The organism is Undibacterium umbellatum, from assembly GCF_014284125.1.
Lineage (GTDB): Bacteria > Pseudomonadota > Gammaproteobacteria > Burkholderiales > Burkholderiaceae_D > Undibacterium > Undibacterium umbellatum.
Genome location: NZ_JACOFX010000010.1, coordinates 116,693 through 136,732, shown reverse-complemented (window position 1 = coordinate 136,732; position 20,040 = coordinate 116,693). Strand labels below are relative to the sequence as shown.

The window sequence follows — 20,040 nt, the reverse complement described above, 5'->3', positions numbered from 1 at the left end:
GAGCGAGTTTGTGCTGTCGCCATTTCTCGAACGGCCTTCGTCTTTCTACTATTGGGAGCGTGGATACACTGCTTTCATCTTTTTTTATAAGTAAATAGAAATGGGCACTTTCTAGCAAAATCCTGTGCCACATTTGTTAGCTATTGTGGAGAACTTTATTCCCAAAGAGCTTGGAAAATCATGCACAATGTGCTGAAATCGTCTTTGCTGGTCCTACCGTTGCTCATCAGTTCGCTGGCCCATGCGGCAACGGATCCAGCCTATGAAAAAGTGTTGACAACAGATGCACCGAATGCCAAGGATCATCCACTGACCGGGCGTTACCAGGGCTCAAGTATCCTGTTGCAGACGCGCAAAGCCTATGATGAATTTTCCTTCCCGGCTGGCCCTGCGACTGAGCCAGACTACAGCAGCAACAAGAAATTCTCCAAAGTGCAAAAGGCCGAAGGTGCGCTGACCCGCACAGTTTACATAGTGCCGAAAGGGCGCTCGTCTTTGGAAGTGTTCCGCAACTTCACTGACAGCCTGGCCAGCAAAGGCTTCAAGCCTGCATTCCAGTGTGATAACGACAGCTGCGGCCCCTCCTTCAAGAACCTGAAATACAACTGGAACGAAAAGCGTACCCATGTCCAGGGTGAGGGGTATGATGCCAACCGCAATCGTTTTGTGCAGGCAGTGTTTGATGGTGTCAAGGATCTGCGCTATACCTTGCTGCAAAAAGGTACGGGGCCAGCGACGACTTATGTGGGTGTGTATGCAGCACTCAATTCTGGTGGCGCCATGGGTGATGTTACCGACAGCATGAATGACCGCGTTGCCGTTTTGGTAGAAGTGCTGGAACCCAAAGCAATGGAACAAAATATCGTCACCGTTGACGCTGATGCGATCAGCAAGGAATTGGCTGCCAATGGCGCGGTGAGTTTTTATGGACTGTATTTCGACACCGACAAAGCGGTGATCAAGCCAGAATCCAAACCACAACTCGATGAAATGGCGAAATACCTGAAGGGCAATACCGCAGCTGTCTACATTGTTGGCCATACCGATACCCAGGGAGTACTCGACTACAACATGACTTTGTCCGGTAAACGTGCCCAGGCCGTGGTGGATGCACTGAAAACCTATGGTATCCCTGATGGCCGTCTGATCCCAAAGGTGTCGGGCCGCTGGCTCCACGCGCATCCAATGCGGCTGAAGCCGGGCGTTCCAAAAATCGCCGCGTTGAAATGGTATTGCGTTGATGTCTTGCGCTATTTTTTAGCGCGCGGATGGGTCTGGTCGTAGACTTTGGCCAGATGCTGGAAGTCTAGCGAGGTATAGACCTGGGTCGCTGAAATCGAACTGTGGCCCAGCATTTCCTGCACTGCGCGCAAGTCACCGGACGACTGCAGTACATGCGAAGCAAAGGAATGGCGCAACATGTGTGGATGCACATTCGCTGGTATATCCAGCGTTTGTGCATGTGCCTTCAGGCGCAGTTGTATCAGACGGACAGAAATACGTGTGCCACGCTCGCTTAAGAATAGCGGGTGCGGGTCAGCTTTTAACAGCGTAGGACGAATAGCCAGCCAGTCCTGTAATGCGTCCAGCGCGGGTTTGCCAACAGGCACGATACGTTGCTTGCCCCCTTTGCCAGTGACATGCACTTCACCCTCCTGGCGATCAACCCAGCCCGCCGAGCTATAGCCGGACTCATTGACAGCCATCACATCCAGGCTGGCCAGTTCAGATACCCGCAATCCACTGGAATACAAGAGTTCAAACATGGCACGGTTGGCGCGTGCTGTGGGCAGGTCCCCACCCTTATGGGCGACCAGGTGCACCGCATCATCCGCCCCCAGCGCTTTGGGCAAGGGTTTGCCTTTCTTGGGGGCGCGTACTCCCTCTACCGGGTTCGCGGCCAGATCGTGCTCTTCCAGCAGCCAGCGGTAAAAGCCGCGCCAGCTGGATAGCTTGCGGGCAATGCTACGGGCGTTTTGTCCGCCCGCATGCATCTGTGCAGCAAAACGCCGTATATGATGTGTCGTCAGACTCAGCAGTTCGGCGGTCCCGGCGAGCTTGATAAGTTCATGCAAATCCAGCAAATAACTGTCCAGCGTGTGCTGCGACAATTGCCTCTGACTGCGCAAGACTTCCAGATAATTGGCCAGATACTGATCTTGCGTATTCATACCAACCTTCAGCGGGAAGTGAAACCTTACATGTCCACCATACAGCTCAGGGCCGCACTACTGGTATCGGCAATTTTGCTGAGGAAATCTGTGGCCATGTCCTTGGTATAGCGATTAGGGTCAGGTGAACCCAATACCAGCAAGCCAAAGGTAGGCCCGGTTGCCGACAGGCGCAAAGGCAGCATCGCCAGGGATTCAATCACCTGATCAGTTTCCAGCCAGGCTGCCGCTTCAAAATCATGGTTCTTGCCACAATAAGGTGTAGTCAAGCCCTTGGCAAACAATTGCGCATCATCACTGGTGGAGCTGGCAAACCAGGTATGAGCAAAATCTTCTGCGACATTCCACAAACGCAGGGTGGCATGTGGCAATTCAAAAATGTCTTGCAAACCCTGGGTCAAGGCATGTGGCAGATCAACATCATTGCGTGCCAATAAAAGCGCCCGCGTCCAGCGCTGGAATTTCTGGCTGATATCATGATTTTCTTCGGCGATACGCAGCAAGTCTGCCATGCGCAATTCCAGGCTGCGATATTTTTCGCGAACGACTTCCATCTGCCTTTCCTGCAGTGAGATGGCACGTCCCATGACCGGGCTGGTGAGCTTGATGGAACCAAGCAACTCGGCATGTTCTTCAAAAAAATGCGGATGCTGTATCAGGTAGGTGGCGATATCGGTAGAATTCATTGTGTTTCTGTTAAATTAATTTCGCCTTCGAAGACGGTGACGGCGGGGCCGCTCAGGAAGACTGGCTGTCCTTCTCCTGCCCAGGCAATAGAGAGTTCGCCACCTCGCATGCTGACACGTACCGGGCTATCAAGCAAGCCACGGCGTATTCCAGCCACGGCTGCCGCACAGGCACCCGTACCGCAAGCCAGGGTTTCACCGGCACCTCGTTCAAACACGCGCAGGCGTATCTGCTGGCGTGCCACTATTTCCATGAAACCAGCATTCACCCGGCGCGGGAAACGTGGGTGGTGCTCTATGAGCGGGCCATCAACGGCAACCGGGAAGTCATTCACAGCAGCTACGATTTGCACCGCATGCGGGTTTCCCATGGACACAGCAGAAATCCAGGCCTGCTTGCCATTGATGTCCAGCGGCCACAAGCTGTCATTTCCCTCTGGTCTGGACTCCAGACCTTCGGCATTGAATGGCACCTGGGCAGCTTCCAGTATTGGTGCGCCCATGTTGACAGTGATATTACCATCCTCCCCCATGCGTGGTTCTATGATGCCGGACATGGTTTCCACCCGTATACTGGACTTGCTGGTCAGGCCTTTTTCCAGGACAAACTGCACGAAGGCACGCGAGCCATTGCCGCATTGCTCAACTTCGCCACCGTCAGCGTTATAGATGCGGTAGCGGAAGTCAACATCCTGGCTTTCCGGGCGTTCAACCACCAGGATCTGGTCTGCACCTATGCCAAAGCGGCGGTCGGCAATCAGCCTCCACTGCGCAGGAGTGAAATTGATGTGCTGGTTGATGGCATCAATAACGACAAAGTCATTACCTGCACCATGCATTTTGGTGAATTTGAGTTTCATGCAGTGATTATATCCTCAGTCGCACAGCCCATGTGCTTCTGGCGTTTTCATCTCACTCCAGTTGATAGACCCCGCAACCCAATACGAGATTGTCATCGACCACTTCTATATAAGAAGTTTTTGCTTCCGTCTTTTTCGAGACTGGATTAACAATCGTGTAATTGACCCATCCGCCGGTTTCAGGCAAATCAAAGGCATCCCTGACCAGTTTGCGGCCATCAAGGCCATCCACATGAAACAGGTTGATCTTGAGCTTGGCGGCATTGCCTGCAAAAGCCAGGTATTGCCCATTGCGGTCAAAGGCAAACACATACATATCGCGGTCGGCATACAGTTTGTCGGTATTGGCTGTGATGATTTGCAGTGCAGGCCTGCCTCTGGACTGATACAAGGTCACGGCTTTCTTGACCAGGGCATGCGCTTCATCGGCTGTACCTTGCAATAATTTGAAGGCAGATGCCGCCCTGGTTAGCGCATGGGCCTTGTCTTCCAGGCTGATGGAGGCATGTTTGGCCTGTTCTGCCATCTGTGCATTGCTCTGGGTAATTTCATCGAGATGGCGCAAGGCTTCAGAGATTTGCGACAGGCCATTGCTTTGCTCACTGGAAGCGACAGAAATAGCATTGATATTATTCGCCAGTTCGCGGATGCCGCCGACGATATCAGTCAGTGTCATGTTGACATTGTTGATCTGATTGACACCCTGATCCACCCTCTGCACAGAATCATCAATCAGGCGTCTGATCTGACGGGCAGAGTCGGCACTGCGTTGCGCCAGGCTGCGCACTTCACTGGCAACAACAGCAAAACCGCGCCCATGTTCACCCGCACGCGAAGCTTCTACTGCCGCATTCAGCGCCAGAATATCGGTCTGGAAAGATATGCCATCAATCAGGCTGACGATTTCCTGCACTTTGCGGGCGCTCTGGTGTATGCCATTCATGGAATCGACTGCTGCACGCATGTCGTCGCCTGTCGATTCGGTAATCAATCGCAAGTTTGCTGCCAGGTTGTCGACCGCCCTGGCACTGTCGGCATTTTTTTTCACTGTATCGGCAAGGTCATCTACGCTGGCCGATGTTTGTTCCAGGCTCGATGCCTGTTGCTCGGTTCTGACAGTCAGGTCACTGATGTTCGTCGCCAGGCCCTCGCCAAGTTGAGCCACCATGCTGGCATTGCTGCGCACATTGGCGACCAGTCGTGACAAATTGCCATTCATGGCTTCCAGCAAATTGCCGGTTTTCGCAAGCTCGTCCTTGCCTATGATGCGTATGTGATTTGTCAGGTCGCCAGCAGCAACAGCATGGGCTGCCCGCCCGACCTGGTTCAAGGCGGAAATGAAGTCGCGATAAAAGCCCAGTGCCAGATAACAACTGAGGATGACAATAAGCGCTATGCCCAGGCTCAGCAGGTTTTGATACAAATCCATCTGTTTGCTGCTGTCTGTCAGTATCCCGCTCAGCTTGCCTTGCATCTGGGTTTGCAATACCAGGGCTTTTTCTATGGCGAGTGTGCCTTGGGCAAAATAGGTATTGGCTTCGCCGTTGATGCTTTCTGCCAACAGGTTTTTACGGGTTAGCGCTGCAAATGCCTGCGATGCCTCGAAAGCGGTCTGTTCTGCTGTGGCCACGTTCAAGCCTGCGCGCTGCATTGCCTCATCCAGATCAACCACGCCATTCATGGAAGCCTGCAAGGCATCCAGCCGTGAGAATATGCCTGCTTTTTCCGGGAATTCCATGGTCCCGGTTTTGATATAGCTGGCACCCAGCCCCCGCAACAGTGCCAGATGTTCTATCCAGATTGGCAGCTTGCGCATGGAGACGTCCAGCAAAAGAAAATTTGCACTGTCGCTATTCGTCAGCAATCCCGCCCTTTCATTGAGCAGGGCAGAAAACTGCAAGCTTTGCCTGATCAGGCGGCTATGCTGGGCAACATTGTCTTTCACATTGGCGGCGATCTGGCCTGCTGCGAGTTGCCTGAGTTCGTCAGCACTGGCTTTCCATGGCGCTTGCAAGCCCAGGGTGGTGTTGTTATTGAGGAACAAATCAAGCTGATCGAGGCTGGTTTTTAAGTCAGACCGGGTTTTAAGCAGGTCATCATCCAGATTTTGGCCAGATAGTTTGAGGTTCACCTGGCCGCGGTGTTTCTGTGTCTGTATCACGACTTTCATGATCAGGCCATTCGCCTCAACTCCCAATAAGCCCCCATGCGCTTTTAAGGCTTCATCGTGGGTCTGCTTGAGCGTCAGGCTGGCAAAAAACAACAAAGGCAGTAGCAAAAGAATAAAGATGCCCAGCAATTTGCTACGCAAACTGAGCTTACTCATCAGCACTGTACAGGGGTGCATGATCTTGTCGGTCAGACTGGTTTTATTCACGGACATACGAATCCTTGCGTTACGGCATCATTGCCTCACTGCCTGATTTGCTGTGGGCCTGCTTCTGCTTACAGCCTATTCTCCCAGATTATTGATATTGATACGATAGAAATTGAATGCATAAAAAACAAATATTTCAATACTGAATTCATGGTGACCAGTACACTTTTCTTGGGTGTCAGTCATACTGTACTGGTCTTTTTGTGAGGCACTGTCCATTGGGTTGAGCAATACAGCATGGTAATGTGCGACCCATAACTGAGTAGATTGAACTAGTTCGCCTTTCATCATTCAATCTACATTAAAAAGTATATGATTCACTCACAAGGTGATTCTGTTTTGTTGCGCACACCATTGCCACACGATAAAAAAGCACGGAGACCCCATGAACGCACCCCTCAAAGCCGAGCAGCAGGCGCTGATCGACAACAATATTTCCCTGGACGATAAATTTACGCTGGAGCGCGGCCGCGCCTTCATGACCGGCACCCAGGCCCTGATACGCCTGATGATGTTGCAGCGCCAGGCCGATGAAAAAGCGGGCCTCAATACCGGCGGCTATATCAGCGGTTATCGTGGCTCACCTCTGGGCAACGTCGATCTGACCGCTGCCAAGGCAAAAAAACATCTTGGCAAGCACCATGTCAAATTTCACCCGGGCGTGAATGAAGATCTGGCAGCCACGACAGTCTGGGGCACGCAACAGGTGAATATGTTCCCTGGCGCGAAATATGATGGTGTGTTTGCCATGTGGTATGGCAAAGGCCCTGGTGTAGACCGTTGCGGCGACGTATTCAAACATGCAAATTTGGCTGGCACCTCAAAACATGGTGGTGTACTGGTAGTGGCTGGTGATGACCATGCCGCCAAGTCTTCCACTGCAGCGCATCAGAGTGAACATATCCTCAAAGCCTGCGGTATCCCGGTCTTGTATCCATCTACCGTGCAGGAATATCTGGACTACGGCCTGCATGGCATCGCCATGTCGCGTTATACCGGCCTGTGGGTATCGATGAAATGCGTGACTGACATCGTGGAATCCGGTGCCGTGGTCGACATTGATCCTGATCGCGTCAAACCAGTTATTCCTGAAGATTTTGTCTTGCCCGCCGATGGCGTGAACATCCGCACACCAGACCCGGTGCTGGCGCAAGAAATCCGCATGAACAACTACAAATGGTATGCGGCCCTGGCCTATGCGCGTGCCAACAAGCTCAATAAAATTATCTGGGATAGCCCGGTTGCCAAGATAGGCATCATCACTGCCGGTAAATCTTACCTCGACACCCGTCAGGCACTGGCTGACCTGGGTATTGATGAACAAGTCGCCAAAGACATAGGCATACGCCTGTACAAGATAGGATTGACCTGGCCGCTGGAATCGGAAGGTGTGCGTGAATTTGCTACCGGCCTGGAAGAAATTCTCGTCGTCGAAGAAAAACGCCAGATTCTTGAATACGCTTTAAAAGAAGAACTGTATAACTGGGAAGACAAAGTCCGTCCACGCGTGGTCGGCAAATTCGATGACAGTGGTGAGTGGAGTAATCTGCATGGATCAGGCCATGGTGAATGGCTGCTGCCCGCGACTTATGAATTGAACCCGGCACAGATCGCCAGGGCGATTGCTTCACGCATCAGCCGCTACTTCGCTGGTCATCCGGTAGAGCAACGCGTCAAAGAGCGCGTGGCCTATCTGGAAGCCAAGGAATCCATGCTGAATGTGATCTCCAAACCTGATCCTAACAAAGACCGTGTGCCGCATTTCTGTTCCGGCTGCCCGCACAATACATCGACTAAAGTACCTGAAGGCAGTCGTGCCCTGGCTGGTATCGGTTGCCATTACATGGTGACCTGGATGGACCGTGAAACTTCCACCTTCACCCACATGGGTGCGGAAGGTGTGACCTGGGTAGGCCAGGCACCGTTCACCACCGAGAACCATGTGTTCTGTAATCTGGGTGATGGTACTTACTATCACTCGGGTTTGCTGGCGATACGCGCTGCGGTATCGGGTGAAGTCAATATCACCTACAAAATCCTGTTCAATGATGCCGTCGCCATGACGGGTGGGCAAGAATTTGATGGCCCGCTGGACCCTGGCATGATCTCCCGCCAGATCGCTGCTGAAGGCGTCGGCCCTATTATCGTCGTTACTGATGAGCCAGAAAAATATGGTGCAGGCTATCCATGGGCGCCAGGCGTCACCGTGCGCCATCGTAGCGAACTGGATGCCGTGCAGCGCGAACTGCGCGTGGCCAAAGGCGTGTCGGCCATGATTTATGACCAGACCTGTGCGTCTGAAAAACGCCGCCGCAGGAAAAAATTCGACAAGGATGGCAAACCTGGCTTCCCTGATCCTGCCAAACGTGCAGTCATCAATGAAGCAGTCTGCGAAGGCTGTGGCGATTGCTCAGTGCAATCGAACTGTCTGTCAGTAGAGCCGCTGGAAACCGAATTTGGTCGCAAACGCCAGATCAACCAGTCTTCTTGCAATAAGGATTTTTCTTGCGTCACAGGTTTCTGCCCCAGCTTTGTCACCGTTGAAGGCGGCAAGCTCAAGAAACCGGCAAAAGCAAAAATTGAACCGGGCAATGCACTCGACGTGAATACACTGCCTTATCCAGCCTTGCCTGATACCAAGATACCTTTCGGTGTACTGGTTACCGGTGTCGGTGGTACTGGCGTTATCACCATAGGCCAGATCATGGCCATGGCTGCGCATTTACAGGGTAAAGCATGCTCCGTGCTGGACATGACAGGTCTGGCGCAAAAAGGTGGTGCGGTGATGTCACATGTACGCCTGGCTGACAAGGCTGACGACATACAGTCAACCCGTGTAGGCACAGGCATGGCTGATCTGGTCATAGGCTGTGACCTCATCGTGACAGCAGGCAAGGATGCGCTGTCACGCATGGGTGATGGCCGCACGCATGCCGCCATCAATGCCAATGGTTCACCAACTTCTACTTTCATCAAGAATCCGAACTGGCAATTCCCGGCTGAATCAGCAGAGAATGATATTCGTAAAGCCTGTGGTGCCGACCGCGTAGACATGATAGATGCAGCCTCGATAGCCACGGCCTTGATGGGTGACAATATCGCCACCAATATGTTCATCCTTGGATATTCCTGGCAAAAGGGCTGGGTTCCGCTGGAAGAAGTCGCTTTGATGCGCGCCATTGAACTCAATGGCGTATCGATAGACTTCAACAAGCAGGCATTCAACTGGGGCCGCCTGGCTGCGCATGATCTGGCAGCAGTACAGCGTCTGGTAACGCCTGCTCAAGTCATAGAACTGAAACGTGCATCGACACTGGAAGACACCATCAACAAGCGCGTGGCTTTCCTGACAGATTACCAGGATGCAACTTACGCTAGCCAGTACAGTGAGTTTGTTGCGCAAGTCAAAGCAGCAGAAAGCAAACTCGTCGATGGCAACAAGCCTTTGCGCCTGACTGAAGCAGTAGCCAAATACCTGTTCAAACTGATGGCGTACAAAGACGAATATGAAGTCGCCCGCCTGTACACTGACGGCAAATTCCAAAAGAAAATTGCTGACATGTTTGAAGGTGACTACGCCATCAACTTCCACCTCGCTCCGCCGCTGCTGGCCAAGCGTGATGACAAGGGCCATTTGATCAAGCAACAGTTTGGCCCATGGATGATGAAAGCTTTTGGCGTACTGGCCAAGTTCAAGTCCCTGCGTGGCGGCACTTTTGATATTTTCGGTTACACCGAAGAGCGCAGGATGGAACGAGCCTTGCCAGTCGAGTACAAGCAAACCCTGAACAAGTTGCTGCCTTTGCTGAATGCAGATAATTTGACCAAAGCAGTGGCGATTGCCAGCATTCCTGAAGACATACGCGGTTATGGCCACGTCAAGGAAAGGCATTTCAAGGCCGCCAAGGCCAAGGAAGCGACGCTGATTGCAGAGTTTAATACTGCACAGTCTGCGCAAAAAGCTGCGTAATCAAGCCTTAAATAATTTTGAAACCGCCATGTTTTGCGTGGCGGTTTTTTTTCGCCTGACTATTTGCTCAGTCAGCAAAGCCGCAAGGCTTTAAAATAGCGTTTCTCTATTAGCCCGGAACCCATCATGCAAGCTCGTTTCTTCGTCGCTACCGCCGCCATCCTCATGTTCATAGGCGTGGCTGCCGGTGCCTTTGGTGCACATGGCTTGAAGCAAATGCTGAGTGCCGACATGCTGGCTATTTGGCAAACGGCTGTGACTTACCAGATGGTGCATGGCCTGGGTATGCTGGCGCTGGGCATCATGTTGCAACAGCAGGATAATGCCCTGTTACGCAAGGCAGCCTGGGCCATGCTGGCAGGGGTCATCATTTTCAGTGGCAGCCTGTATGCACTGGCCTTGACTGGCATACGTGTGCTGGGTGCGATTACGCCGATAGGTGGTGTGGCCTTCCTGGCGGGCTGGGCGATGCTGGCCTGGGCGGCAATTCGTCGTTAAGCCACCACTGGTGTGTCTGACCAGTTGATTTGGTCGAACAAGGCTTGCAGCTTTGCCGTGCGTGCAGGATTGATCATGCGCATATAGGCCAGCTTGCCTGCCAGGTGGATGCGAAAGTTGGCATGTCCTTCGCGGTTTTGTGATGCCGGGTTGCTGCGCAGGCAGTTAGTCAATATCGCTTTCAGAGTATCGTAATCGCTGCGTTTGACATTACAGTGGCTGTTCACGACAATGCCTGTGACTTGCTGCCTGGTCGCGGCCCGCATGATGCGGGTTTTTCTATAGTTCAATACAAAACCTTCTTCTATCGCGATAGCTGCTACTTGCGGGATGAAGCGCGCCAGGCTTTGCTCAAATTGCGCATTACCAGAAAACGTCAGGTCATCCGCATAACGGCTATAGCTGACCTGCATCCTATCTGCCAAAGCCTGCAGACGAATATCAAGTCGGTATGCACAGAGATTGGCGAGGGCAGGGGAGGTCGGTGCACCTTGCGGCAGATGTGGGCTACGTAGTAAATGACCTGAACTGACTGAGGCCTGTGAGTTGCTGGCCTTGTCTTTGACGATGGCGGTGGGCGTGCGGTTGCTGCATAGTCGTGCCAGCGTGCCTGCAACTTTTTCCGGATAACCTAGCTTGGCAAACAGGGCATGCAGGCGGGAGCCGGTAATACTTGTAAAGAAATCTTTCAAATCCAGTCTCACCACAACGCGCTGCCCGGTATGTTGTGCAGCATGGCTGAGACTGGAGCGACCATGTTGGAATGCCTGCGCTGCTGCATGCGGCGGCACACGGTTCAGTATCTGTTGCAGAACTTTTCTTTGTATATTGCGCAGGCGTGACTTGGGTACTTCCAGCAAGCGCCAACCGCCAGTAGCTTTTTCCAGCCAGCGGTAATGATAGTGTCCCAGTTGTGATGATGCTTGCGCATCCTGCCGCCATTGATCGGCAAACCAGGCCAAATCACCGATACTCAGGTTGAGGTGTTTTGCCAGATCAGCAGAGTTGCTGAGTTCAGGCAAGGCCAAAGCTTGCAGCCATGCTGGTTTTTCTGGTGCAATGGCTGGCTGCAGGCAATACTGTTTGATTTGCGGTTTATCTTTACCACGCCAGGCATCGTCGAAACCACGGTCATCCACTATAAGTGCGGCCATTTCATGACGACTGTAATGATAAAAATGCGGGCCAGCATGCAGGTAAATTTTTTGGCACAGTGACGGTATCCACGGCCATTTTTTCCCCAATACCCAGCTCATGTTTTTCATCAGTGCGATATGACTGAATTCACCTGCCAGTAAGGCATCGGCAATGGCTAAGGCGACCTGCTTGGGTGTGTCCATGCTTTCAGGTAATGAAGGGGCGGCGGAGAGCCTGCAACCAGTCTCGTATAGTGTGAGCTGTCCTGCATGAAGTGCAGGCAGGCTCACGCGATGAAATACCAGGTAAATTTATGCCGCGGGGTAACCCCGCAGAGGCACTATGGACTTGCGTCTGAGCGCCAGCTTGCAGGGTCCGCCGCAATGCGAAGATAGAGCATGCAATCGTACCTGTCAATCCTGGCATCGAATTGCAGGCCGCTGATATTACTCACTATATTTTTCTACGGCTCTTTGATAGGCAGGACGAGCCGCTACCATATCGACAAAGCGTGTCAGGTTAGGGAAGGCTTCACGACCTGCGCCGCGCACTGCTGACTGTATGGCGAAGGATAATTGTATGTCTGCGCCCGTCAAGCTGTCGCCAACAAAGTAATCACGGCTTTCCAGCTCGCTATTCAGATAACTGAAATGGTTTGCCACCTCGCCGTTGATACGTGGGTGCAGCGGTGCGCCAGCCTCACCAAGGCGACTCACATACAGCTTCAGCAGTAGTGGCAACATGGCTGAACCTTCGGCATAGTGCAGGAACTGTACATAGCGGTTGTAGTTAGCCGTGCCCACGGCAGGAGCCAGGCTGCCATTACCATAAGTGCGGATCAGGTAATCGATGATGGCACCGGACTCTATCAGCGTCTGGTCTTTATCTCGTATGACAGGGGCTTTACCCAGAGGGTGTATCTTTTGCAGCTCAGGCGGTGCCAGACGCGTCTTGGGATCGCGGTCATACGAGATGACGGTGTAATCCAGCCCCAGTTCTTCCAGCAACCAGGTAATACGACGTGAGCGTGATTCTTTTAAGTGGTGGACTTCTATCATGGGAGCCTCTCGGTGTGGGATACTGGAAAAATTGGAAAAACTCATTATGCCCAGTTTTTGCAAACTCTGCGCCAGCGCCTTTTTATTCACTAGAGTGCATGCTCTAGACTTTCTTTAGAGAATCGTCGTTAGCGTCATATCCCTGACATAAGGCAGTCCTACTATCTCTCATTTTCCAGGGGAGTAGCCAGATGCAAAACGATCAGAAGAAAAATTCAAAAGCGCCAGCAAATATTGCCAGACGTGGCTTCGTTATCAAGATGTCTTCCGTCGCTGCCGTGATGGCATCTGGCGGTGTATTAACTGCCTGTGGCGGTTCTTCCACGGTGTTAAATGGCGAGATGGCAGCTTTTAATTACGGTGTCGCCAGTGGCGACCCTCTGGCTGACCGCGTGATCTTGTGGACCCACGCCAAGATATCGACAGATGTCAGCGTGGACCTGACCTGGCAAATGGCGGCCGATGCGAGTTTTGCGACTGTACTGTTCTCTGGCAAGGTAACAGCAAGTTCTGGTTCAGGTTTCACCGCCAAGGTCGATGCTACTGGCCTGGCTGCAAATACTGAATACTACTACCGCTTTGTCGCGCCGAATAATAGCGTATCCCCGGTTGGCCGAACCCGCACGCTGCCAGTAGGCAATATAGACCAGGTCAAGCTGGCTGTGTTCTCTTGCAGTGATTATCCTGCTGGCTACTTCAATGCCTATGACAGTGCGGTATCTTCAGGTGCCCAGTTCGCCCTGCACCTGGGTGACTATATTTATGAATACAAGGATGGTGTCTATCCACCAGCCGCTTCACAAGTCGCAGGCCGCGTATCTGCACCTGCCAGCGAGATCGTTACAGTAGCCGATTACCGCGCCCGCCATGCCCTGCACAAGGCAGACCCTTATTTGAAAGCCCTGCATGCGCGTATGCCCATGATCACCATTTGGGATGATCATGAGTTCGCCAACAATGCCTGGATAGATAATGCAGAAAACCATAATCCTGCAACGCAGGGTACCTGGGCTGCACGCAAGGCAGCGGCCAGCCAGGTCTATCATGAGTGGATGCCAATACGTTCACCAGACGCAGCCAATCTGCTGAAAATTTACCGTTCATTTGATTTCGGCAATTTGTTGTCCCTGCACATGCTCGATACCCGCATCATCGGTCGCGAACAGGCACCAGACCGCATGGTCGATGCACAAGGCCGTGATGTGGCTGATCCCAAGTTCCTGCCTTATGCCTTTAACAAAAACAAACAGTTGCTGGGCACTACCCAGCAAGCCTGGCTGGATAGCCAAATGAGTTCGTCCAAGGCAACCTGGCAAATCTTGGGTAACCAGACTGTCATGGGGCGCGTTCAATTGCCAGTGTCTGTACTGCAAACCAATCTGAGCGCAGAATCCGTGACTGCCTATCTGACGGCCAAAGCGACCCCGACAGCGGCGCAAACACAGACGCAAAAAGACTTGCTTGATCCGCTGAAGAATCCCAAAATTTCCTATACCTTCGACAACTGGGAAGGTTATCCAAATGCGCGCGATGCCGTGTTCAACTCCGCTGCGAAATTGAAAACGGCAGGCAAGAAATTCCTGGTCTTGTCCGGTGATAGCCATAATGCCTGGTTCAATAAACTGACACTGCCAGATGGCACGCAAGTAGGTGCAGAATTTGCTGGCATGTCGGTGACTTCCTCCGGTTTTGAAAGTGTGTTCCCGCCATCAGTCGTGCCTCCTGCAACACTGGCAGGCACCATCAAGGCCTTGGTGGATGACATCACTTACATAGACACTTATCGTCGTGGCTATATGCTGATCACCGTCACGCCTACTCAGGCCAAGGGTGAGTATGTGTATGTCAGCACCGTCACCAGTTCCAGCTATACCACCAGCGTGGATACCTTCACTTACGCTGGTTAAGATGAACTGAGACAGGCTCTCTGGCGAAGCCGCTATCTGGCTTCGCCATTCATTTCACTTTGTATTCCATTGCCAGTACTTCGTCATTGGAATCCGCCTCGATCTCTGCAAAGCCTAGTTGCTGATACAAATGCAGCGCACCCGGATTGTCGCGGTAGACGCGCAGGCTGAGCACGGGCAAGCCTGTTTCAGTGATGGCCAACTGCATCAGTTGCTCACACAATAGTCTGCCATAGCCCTTCCCACGTGCCGCTGGCGAAACGATGATGCGGCCCAGGTGCACACGTTGTTCATCCCGTGGCCAGAACTGGGCGTATCCGACGATCTTCAAGTTGGCGTCAACCAGGACTATCGACTGTGCTTGCGGCTTTGCCAGTAGTGCGGGCAAGTCATTTTGCTTAAAAGGATAAGTTACGGTGGGCCCAGCCCAGCGTGAGCAAGCTTGCGCACTGGTTATCCAGCGAGCGATCACAGCATAGTCATCCATCAGGACGGGGCGTAAGCTTGGCGACATTTTTATAAACGGTAAGAAAGTGATGTTTGGCATTCATGATTTTACAGTGGCATTTATGAGAAATGCGAAATTGCCCGTTACGTTGACAATATGGAGAATGCCGTGAAAAGCACCGCAGCAATTCATATGCAGGAAATGTTAATATCCGCTTACTTTTTATCGACTTCTTTTAGCCTGCATATCCATGTCAACACTGGTTGTACTCGTCGTCCTGTTCGCAGCATTCTTGCATGCTGCCTGGAATGCGGTCATTAAGGTTGGCAATAATAAATACTTTAATACCGTCTTGGTGACTTCCGGTGCTGGCGCGGTTTGTGTAGTGCTCTTGCCTTTTGTACGCCAGCCGGATGCAAGTAGCTGGGTATTCATGCTGGCATCGGTAGCTTTGCAGGTGGTATATTTCTATTTGCTGGCAGCAGCTTACCGGCATGGTGACATGAGCGAGGCTTATCCACTCATGCGCGGGACGGCACCATTGCTGGTCGCGCTGGTCAGCGGCACTGTCTTAGGCGAGGCTGTGCCCGTCTTGCGCTGGTTGGGGCTGGCTATGCTGGTACTGGGCATACTTGGTTTAAGCCTGTCTGGTGAACGCAAAACAGGGGCTGGAAATCAAGCATTATTGAGCCGTGGCTTTGCCTTGCTGAATGCGTGTTTCATCGCCGGTTATACCGTTGTAGATGGTATAGGTGTACGCAAGTCGGGTGCGCCTGCTGCCTATACCATGTGGATTTTCTTGCTGACGGCGTTGGTGTTGCTGGCACTTGTCATGCTCAGAAACAGGCAGACTTTTCTTGCCTATATCAGGGGCAAATATTTATTCGGCATAGCCGGTGGTGCAGGTTCTGTCGCTTCGTATGGACTGGCACTATGGGCTATGACGCTGGCACCTGTGGCCGCCATCGCGGCCTTGCGTGAAACTTCCATCCTGTTTGCCACGGCAATTGCTGCCTGGGTGCTGCACGAAACAATTTCTGCCAGACGCCTGGCTGCCATCATGCTGGCAGTAGCAGGCGCAGTCGTGATCCGGTACACCTAATCTTTGATGGCTTCAACACTGAAGGACAAAGTCACTTCGTCGCTGACAAAGGGCACGTAGCGGCCAACACCATAATCGCTGCGCAGGATTTTGGTATTGCCATTTGCACCGCAGGCACGCTTCAAGTAGAGGATCATGAAGCGGCACTCGAAATGCGTGATATCTACGGTCACCTTGCGGGTAACATCCTTGATTGTCAAATCACCTTCCACCTGCACCAGCTTGTCTTCATTGAAGATCAGCCTGTTCGACAGAAAAGAGATCTTTGGATATTTTGCAGCATTGAAAAAATTTTCTGAGCGTAGGATATTGTTGAAAGTATCAGAGCCAGTATTGATGGAGTCAGCTTCGATGGCAATTTGCAGGCTGCCAGTCTTGTTATCCATGTCGAGTTCTATGCTGCCACTATTCTTGTCAAAGCGGCCGCGCTGCAAGGACAAGCCCCAGTGCTTGTATTCAAAATTGCTGAAAGTATGCTCAGAGTCGATCAGGTATTTGTCAGCAGCGGCTACAGGCAGGCAATAGCCACATACAAACACTAAAAGGTATTTCTTGAACATGAAAGCACCCAATCAAAAAGGCAGTAACAGTCATCATAGGCTGTTACTGCCTGTCTTGCCAGTGAGCTTGCCTTAAGGTTTGACGAACTTCAGTGTCATCCGGTCACTTTCACCTATGGCCTGGTATTTGGCTTTGTCTTTTTCCTTGTTGGCCAGGGTAGGTGGCAAGGCCCACACGCCATTTTCATGGTCGGCAGTATCTTTTGGATTGGCATTGACTTCAGATTTCCCCGCCAGCTTGAAGCCTACGCTCTCGGCCAGTTTGATGACATAGCTTTCATGCACATAACCTGTGCTGGCTTTTTCGTCCTGGGTTTTACCGGCTGGCAAACGATGTTCAACCACGCCAAATACGCCACCTGGTTTCAAGGTGTCATAAGCACTCTGGAACAGGGTTTTCATGGCTGGCTCGCCATTTGCTATCCAGTTATGGACATTTCTGAACGTCAGCACCATGTCGGCACTGCCTTTGGCTGCGTACTCAAGTTTGGCTGGCGGTGTGAACACACCCATTTCTACTTTGCCGTAGACGGCTGGTGTGGCGTCCAGTTTTTGCTTGAAGTTGGCGGCACCCTTACTGACGGCCGGGTCACCCAGGGCGACGATCATCTTGCCATTTTCACGCAAATACGGCGCCAGGATTTCGGTATACCAGCCGCCGCCAGGTGCCAGCTCTACCACTGTCATATTGGGTTTGATGCCAAAAAAATTCAGGGTTTCATAGGGGTGGCGGGCACTGTCACGTACGGTATTGGCTGGGGTGCGTTGTTGCCCTGCGATTGCGGCTTTCAAAGCATCGTCAGCCAGAGCAGCCTGACTGGCACCTATACCTGTGATCAGGCTCACAGCGAGCAGAAATTGTTTCATGCAAAATCTCCTAAGGAAAAAACATATGACAGGGTGAATCTGTAAACGTTCCACGCAGATGGCAAGCTTTGATCGTGCAGCGCATCATTTGCTTATAGCGGTTGGTGCTGCCTTGGCGCAGGATCAGTACACATTCCGCCAGGCAATCAACAAATACTCGCTTGTGATGCTTGCGCAGAAATGATTATAGGCTCAGACTGTCGCGATTCCGTCATGCCTATCATCAGGTCAGCAACCTGGCCACACTGTCAGATGATTTCATGAAGGAAAATCAGAGTGAGCCATCAGATACACCATGAAAAAATCTTCCCTATTAGCGCTGCCGTTGACGGTGACACTATTGCTGCCATTACCGGCATCTGCCCAAACCCCTGTTTTCCGCTGCGAAGTTGATGGCCGCGTCACCTGGTCAGACCGACCCTGCAAGGGCAATAGCAAGGTCGTCAAAGTCAAGCCATTGAAGTCCGGAGTGCCCAATAATACCAACGGTAAAGCCAAATAGGCGCATTGTAGTTTGGCCGTTGCCTGGTTTACCTTGCCTTGCATCTCTTCGATAGGTAACCGTCAGGAAGCCTGTCACAAATAGTTTTCCTTTGCAGGAACTTGGCTTATTGACTATAGTCTGACGACAATAAACTATTGAGGAGACCAAGTTGAACAAATCGATTTCTCGTCGTTATGCCACGGGGGCAATGGCTGTCTTGCTGGCACTGGCCAGTCTGCCTGCTGTTGCAGGCTGGTTTTCAGGCAAGAGTGTTGAAGGTTCTGGCAATATCCAGAAACAAGACCGCCCCATGAGTGACTACACCAGCATAGACCTGGCCTTGCCTGCCACACTGGAATTGCGCCAGGGCGACAAGGAAGGTGTGCAAGTAGAGACTGACGATAATTTGCTAGCCCTGGTGGAAACAGTAGTCGAAAATGGCCATTTGAAAATCCGCAACGCAGAGAAAAATACTTACCCCAGGACCAAGGTACTGAACATTATTGTCTATTGCAAAAATCTGGACAAGATTGCTGTCAGTGGCTCGGGCAAAATCTGGACTGACAAACTGCTAGCCAAAGACTTGCAAGCCAGGATAGGCGGTTCAGGCGATATACAAATCAAGTCCTTGCAGGCTGGCAACCTGAAAGTTGCGATAGGTGGTAGTGGAAATTTCATGGCAGCAGGCAGTGCCACTGAATTTGACGGTACCATAGGCGGCTCAGGTGATATCAAAGTCGGCAAGCTGGAAGCAAAAAATGTCAAAATCAAGATAGGTGGCTCGGGTGTAGCCCTGGTTTGGGCCCGGGACAAACTTGATGTCAGCATAGGTGGCTCAGGAGATGTTGCCTATTATGGCGACCCCAATATCAGTAAATCCATAGGTGGTTCTGGCAAACTGACACGCAAGGGGAATATGCCTGGTTGAGAGCGTGTTTAAGATCTTATTGGGCGTGTGTGATCGAGGCTGATGTGCTGTGTTTATGTTGCTCTAACCCTGTCGACACACGCTCGCTAAAGATCCTAAATCCCTTTCTTATCGCAAAGGCATATAAATATTGCTCAACAAATCTGCGGGTGCAGTATCTCGCGGATTGTTCAGATATTCTTCAAACGGCGGTGCATCATCTATCTCTTCACCGGATGCTGGCAGCCAGACGCCAAAGAACCAGCGGTATACTGGCTGCATGTCTGAATAAGGTCCCTTGTATGTCAGCACCGCATATTTACCCCCGCGCAGTTCAGTCATTGTCAGGGGTGCTTGCAAGGCCTGTTCAGGCAAAGGATGTGGCGCACTGATACAGGCTTTGGAACGCAACTTGTCTTCTTCCACTGTCATCGCATCGTCATAGTAAATCCCTATCCAGCGGGTATCTTCTCTGAATAATTGCCGTGACGCTGCGCAGCCAGTCAGGATATCGAAGGTCTTGCTGATGCTCATGTAACTGCCGGTATTCTCTATGCTCAGCAATTGTACCGGTGCGATACTGGTGATGCTGACCGGGAAGTGCAGGTCGCCACTGAGTTCATCCGGCAGCGGGAACTGCTGATGGCTGCCTTCCTTGCGGTAACGTGCAGGTGGTTGCCCATATACCGAAGCAAAGATACGGGTGAAAGATTGCAGGTTGGGGTAACCAGAAAATTCTGCGATCTGGTCTATCGCCATGTCACTACGCGCCAGCAGAGTTGCCGCTCTTTGCAGACGCAGGCGTTTGACGGTTGCCACCACGCTCTCGCCATGGATGGCGCGGTAGATACGGTGCCAGTGATAGGGCGACATGCAGGCGATTTCGGCCAGCTTGTTCAAGTCCAGATCTTCATCAAGATGGGCATGCAGGTAATTGGTGACGCGTGAGAGACGACGTTCATAGCTGACTTGCAGGGCTGGACTGGTGGACAATGCGGACATGCTGGC

Annotated in this window: 17 protein-coding genes; 7 read left to right on the top strand and 10 right to left on the bottom strand. The window is 52.0% G+C overall.

The genetic code is table 11. The features are described 5' to 3' along the window. Positions 1-180: 180 nt before the first annotated feature. On the top strand, positions 181-1,284 hold the full coding sequence (locus tag H8L47_RS18215; RefSeq protein ID WP_186955025.1) for an OmpA family protein: 1,104 nt from the start codon (positions 181-183) through the stop codon (positions 1,282-1,284). On the opposite strand, the gene xerC is transcribed toward H8L47_RS18215, so the two are convergent. From xerC to H8L47_RS18195, 4 genes are read right to left on the bottom strand one after another with little or no spacing between them, the layout of a single operon-like run. Further along, the gene (gene xerC / locus H8L47_RS18210) at positions 1,251-2,171 is read right to left on the bottom strand and encodes a tyrosine recombinase XerC (protein WP_186955024.1); all 921 of its coding nucleotides are present in this window, start codon (positions 2,169-2,171) and stop codon (positions 1,251-1,253) included. The two genes, H8L47_RS18215 and xerC, sit on opposite strands and share 34 nt — an antisense overlap. Positions 2,172-2,197: 26 nt before the next feature. Further along, a complete protein-coding gene (locus H8L47_RS18205) occupies positions 2,198-2,857 on the bottom strand; it encodes a DUF484 family protein (RefSeq protein ID WP_186955023.1) in 660 nt (219 codons plus the stop codon). Further along, positions 2,854-3,717 carry a diaminopimelate epimerase gene (gene dapF / locus H8L47_RS18200; protein ID WP_186955022.1) on the bottom strand — a complete coding sequence of 288 codons (864 nt, stop codon included), beginning with the start codon at positions 3,715-3,717 and terminating at the stop codon, positions 2,854-2,856. Before dapF ends, H8L47_RS18205 begins: the two co-directional genes overlap by 4 nt. Positions 3,718-3,769: 52 nt before the next feature. Beyond that, the gene (locus H8L47_RS18195; RefSeq protein ID WP_186955021.1) at positions 3,770-6,100 is read right to left on the bottom strand and encodes a methyl-accepting chemotaxis protein; all 2,331 of its coding nucleotides are present in this window, start codon (positions 6,098-6,100) and stop codon (positions 3,770-3,772) included. Between the two features lie 379 nt (positions 6,101-6,479). On the opposite strand from H8L47_RS18195, the gene H8L47_RS18190 reads away from it, so the two are divergent. Next, a complete protein-coding gene (locus tag H8L47_RS18190) occupies positions 6,480-10,064 on the top strand; it encodes an indolepyruvate ferredoxin oxidoreductase family protein (RefSeq protein ID WP_186955020.1) in 3,585 nt (1,194 codons plus the stop codon). Between the two features lie 126 nt (positions 10,065-10,190). Then, positions 10,191-10,562: a DUF423 domain-containing protein gene (locus H8L47_RS18185; RefSeq protein WP_186955019.1), complete on the top strand. Its 372-nt coding sequence runs from the start codon at positions 10,191-10,193 to the stop codon at positions 10,560-10,562. On the opposite strand, the gene H8L47_RS18180 is transcribed toward H8L47_RS18185, so the two are convergent. Further along, positions 10,559-11,902, bottom strand: coding sequence for a reverse transcriptase family protein (locus tag H8L47_RS18180; protein WP_186955018.1), 1,344 nt, complete (start codon positions 11,900-11,902; stop codon positions 10,559-10,561). The two genes, H8L47_RS18185 and H8L47_RS18180, sit on opposite strands and share 4 nt — an antisense overlap. A gap of 243 nt (positions 11,903-12,145) precedes the next feature. Next, on the bottom strand, positions 12,146-12,757 hold the full coding sequence (locus H8L47_RS18175; protein WP_186955017.1) for a glutathione S-transferase family protein: 612 nt from the start codon (positions 12,755-12,757) through the stop codon (positions 12,146-12,148). A 191-nt stretch (positions 12,758-12,948) separates the two neighbouring features. Here H8L47_RS18175 and H8L47_RS18170 point away from each other — a divergent pair, with 191 nt between their 5' ends. Then, positions 12,949-14,664 carry an alkaline phosphatase D family protein gene (locus H8L47_RS18170; protein WP_186955016.1) on the top strand — a complete coding sequence of 572 codons (1,716 nt, stop codon included), beginning with the start codon at positions 12,949-12,951 and terminating at the stop codon, positions 14,662-14,664. 49 nt (positions 14,665-14,713) lie between these two features. Here H8L47_RS18170 and H8L47_RS18165 read toward each other — a convergent pair whose 3' ends face one another. After that, positions 14,714-15,178, bottom strand: coding sequence for a GNAT family N-acetyltransferase (locus H8L47_RS18165; protein ID WP_186955015.1), 465 nt, complete (start codon positions 15,176-15,178; stop codon positions 14,714-14,716). Positions 15,179-15,362: 184 nt separating this feature from the next. Between H8L47_RS18165 and H8L47_RS18160 the strand changes: the two genes are divergently transcribed. Next, positions 15,363-16,214 (top strand): DMT family transporter, encoded by an 852-nt coding sequence (locus tag H8L47_RS18160; protein WP_186955014.1) that lies wholly within the window; start codon positions 15,363-15,365, stop codon positions 16,212-16,214. Here the strand turns inward: H8L47_RS18160 and H8L47_RS18155 are convergent. Continuing rightward, positions 16,211-16,774 (bottom strand): YceI family protein, encoded by a 564-nt coding sequence (locus H8L47_RS18155; RefSeq protein WP_186955013.1) that lies wholly within the window; start codon positions 16,772-16,774, stop codon positions 16,211-16,213. The two genes, H8L47_RS18160 and H8L47_RS18155, sit on opposite strands and share 4 nt — an antisense overlap. Before the next feature lie 72 nt (positions 16,775-16,846). Next, on the bottom strand, positions 16,847-17,641 hold the full coding sequence (locus tag H8L47_RS18150) for a class I SAM-dependent methyltransferase (protein ID WP_186955012.1): 795 nt from the start codon (positions 17,639-17,641) through the stop codon (positions 16,847-16,849). Between the two features lie 295 nt (positions 17,642-17,936). Here H8L47_RS18150 and H8L47_RS18145 point away from each other — a divergent pair, with 295 nt between their 5' ends. Together H8L47_RS18145 and H8L47_RS18140 are read left to right on the top strand one after the other, a co-directional pair. Further along, positions 17,937-18,143, top strand: a complete 207-nt coding sequence (locus H8L47_RS18145) for a DUF4124 domain-containing protein (protein ID WP_186955011.1) — start codon at positions 17,937-17,939, stop codon at positions 18,141-18,143. Between the two features lie 151 nt (positions 18,144-18,294). After that, the gene (locus H8L47_RS18140; RefSeq protein ID WP_186955010.1) at positions 18,295-19,053 is read left to right on the top strand and encodes a head GIN domain-containing protein; all 759 of its coding nucleotides are present in this window, start codon (positions 18,295-18,297) and stop codon (positions 19,051-19,053) included. A 108-nt stretch (positions 19,054-19,161) separates the two neighbouring features. Here H8L47_RS18140 and H8L47_RS18135 read toward each other — a convergent pair whose 3' ends face one another. Next, positions 19,162-20,034 (bottom strand): AraC family transcriptional regulator, encoded by an 873-nt coding sequence (locus tag H8L47_RS18135; protein ID WP_186955009.1) that lies wholly within the window; start codon positions 20,032-20,034, stop codon positions 19,162-19,164. Positions 20,035-20,040 lie beyond the last annotated feature (6 nt).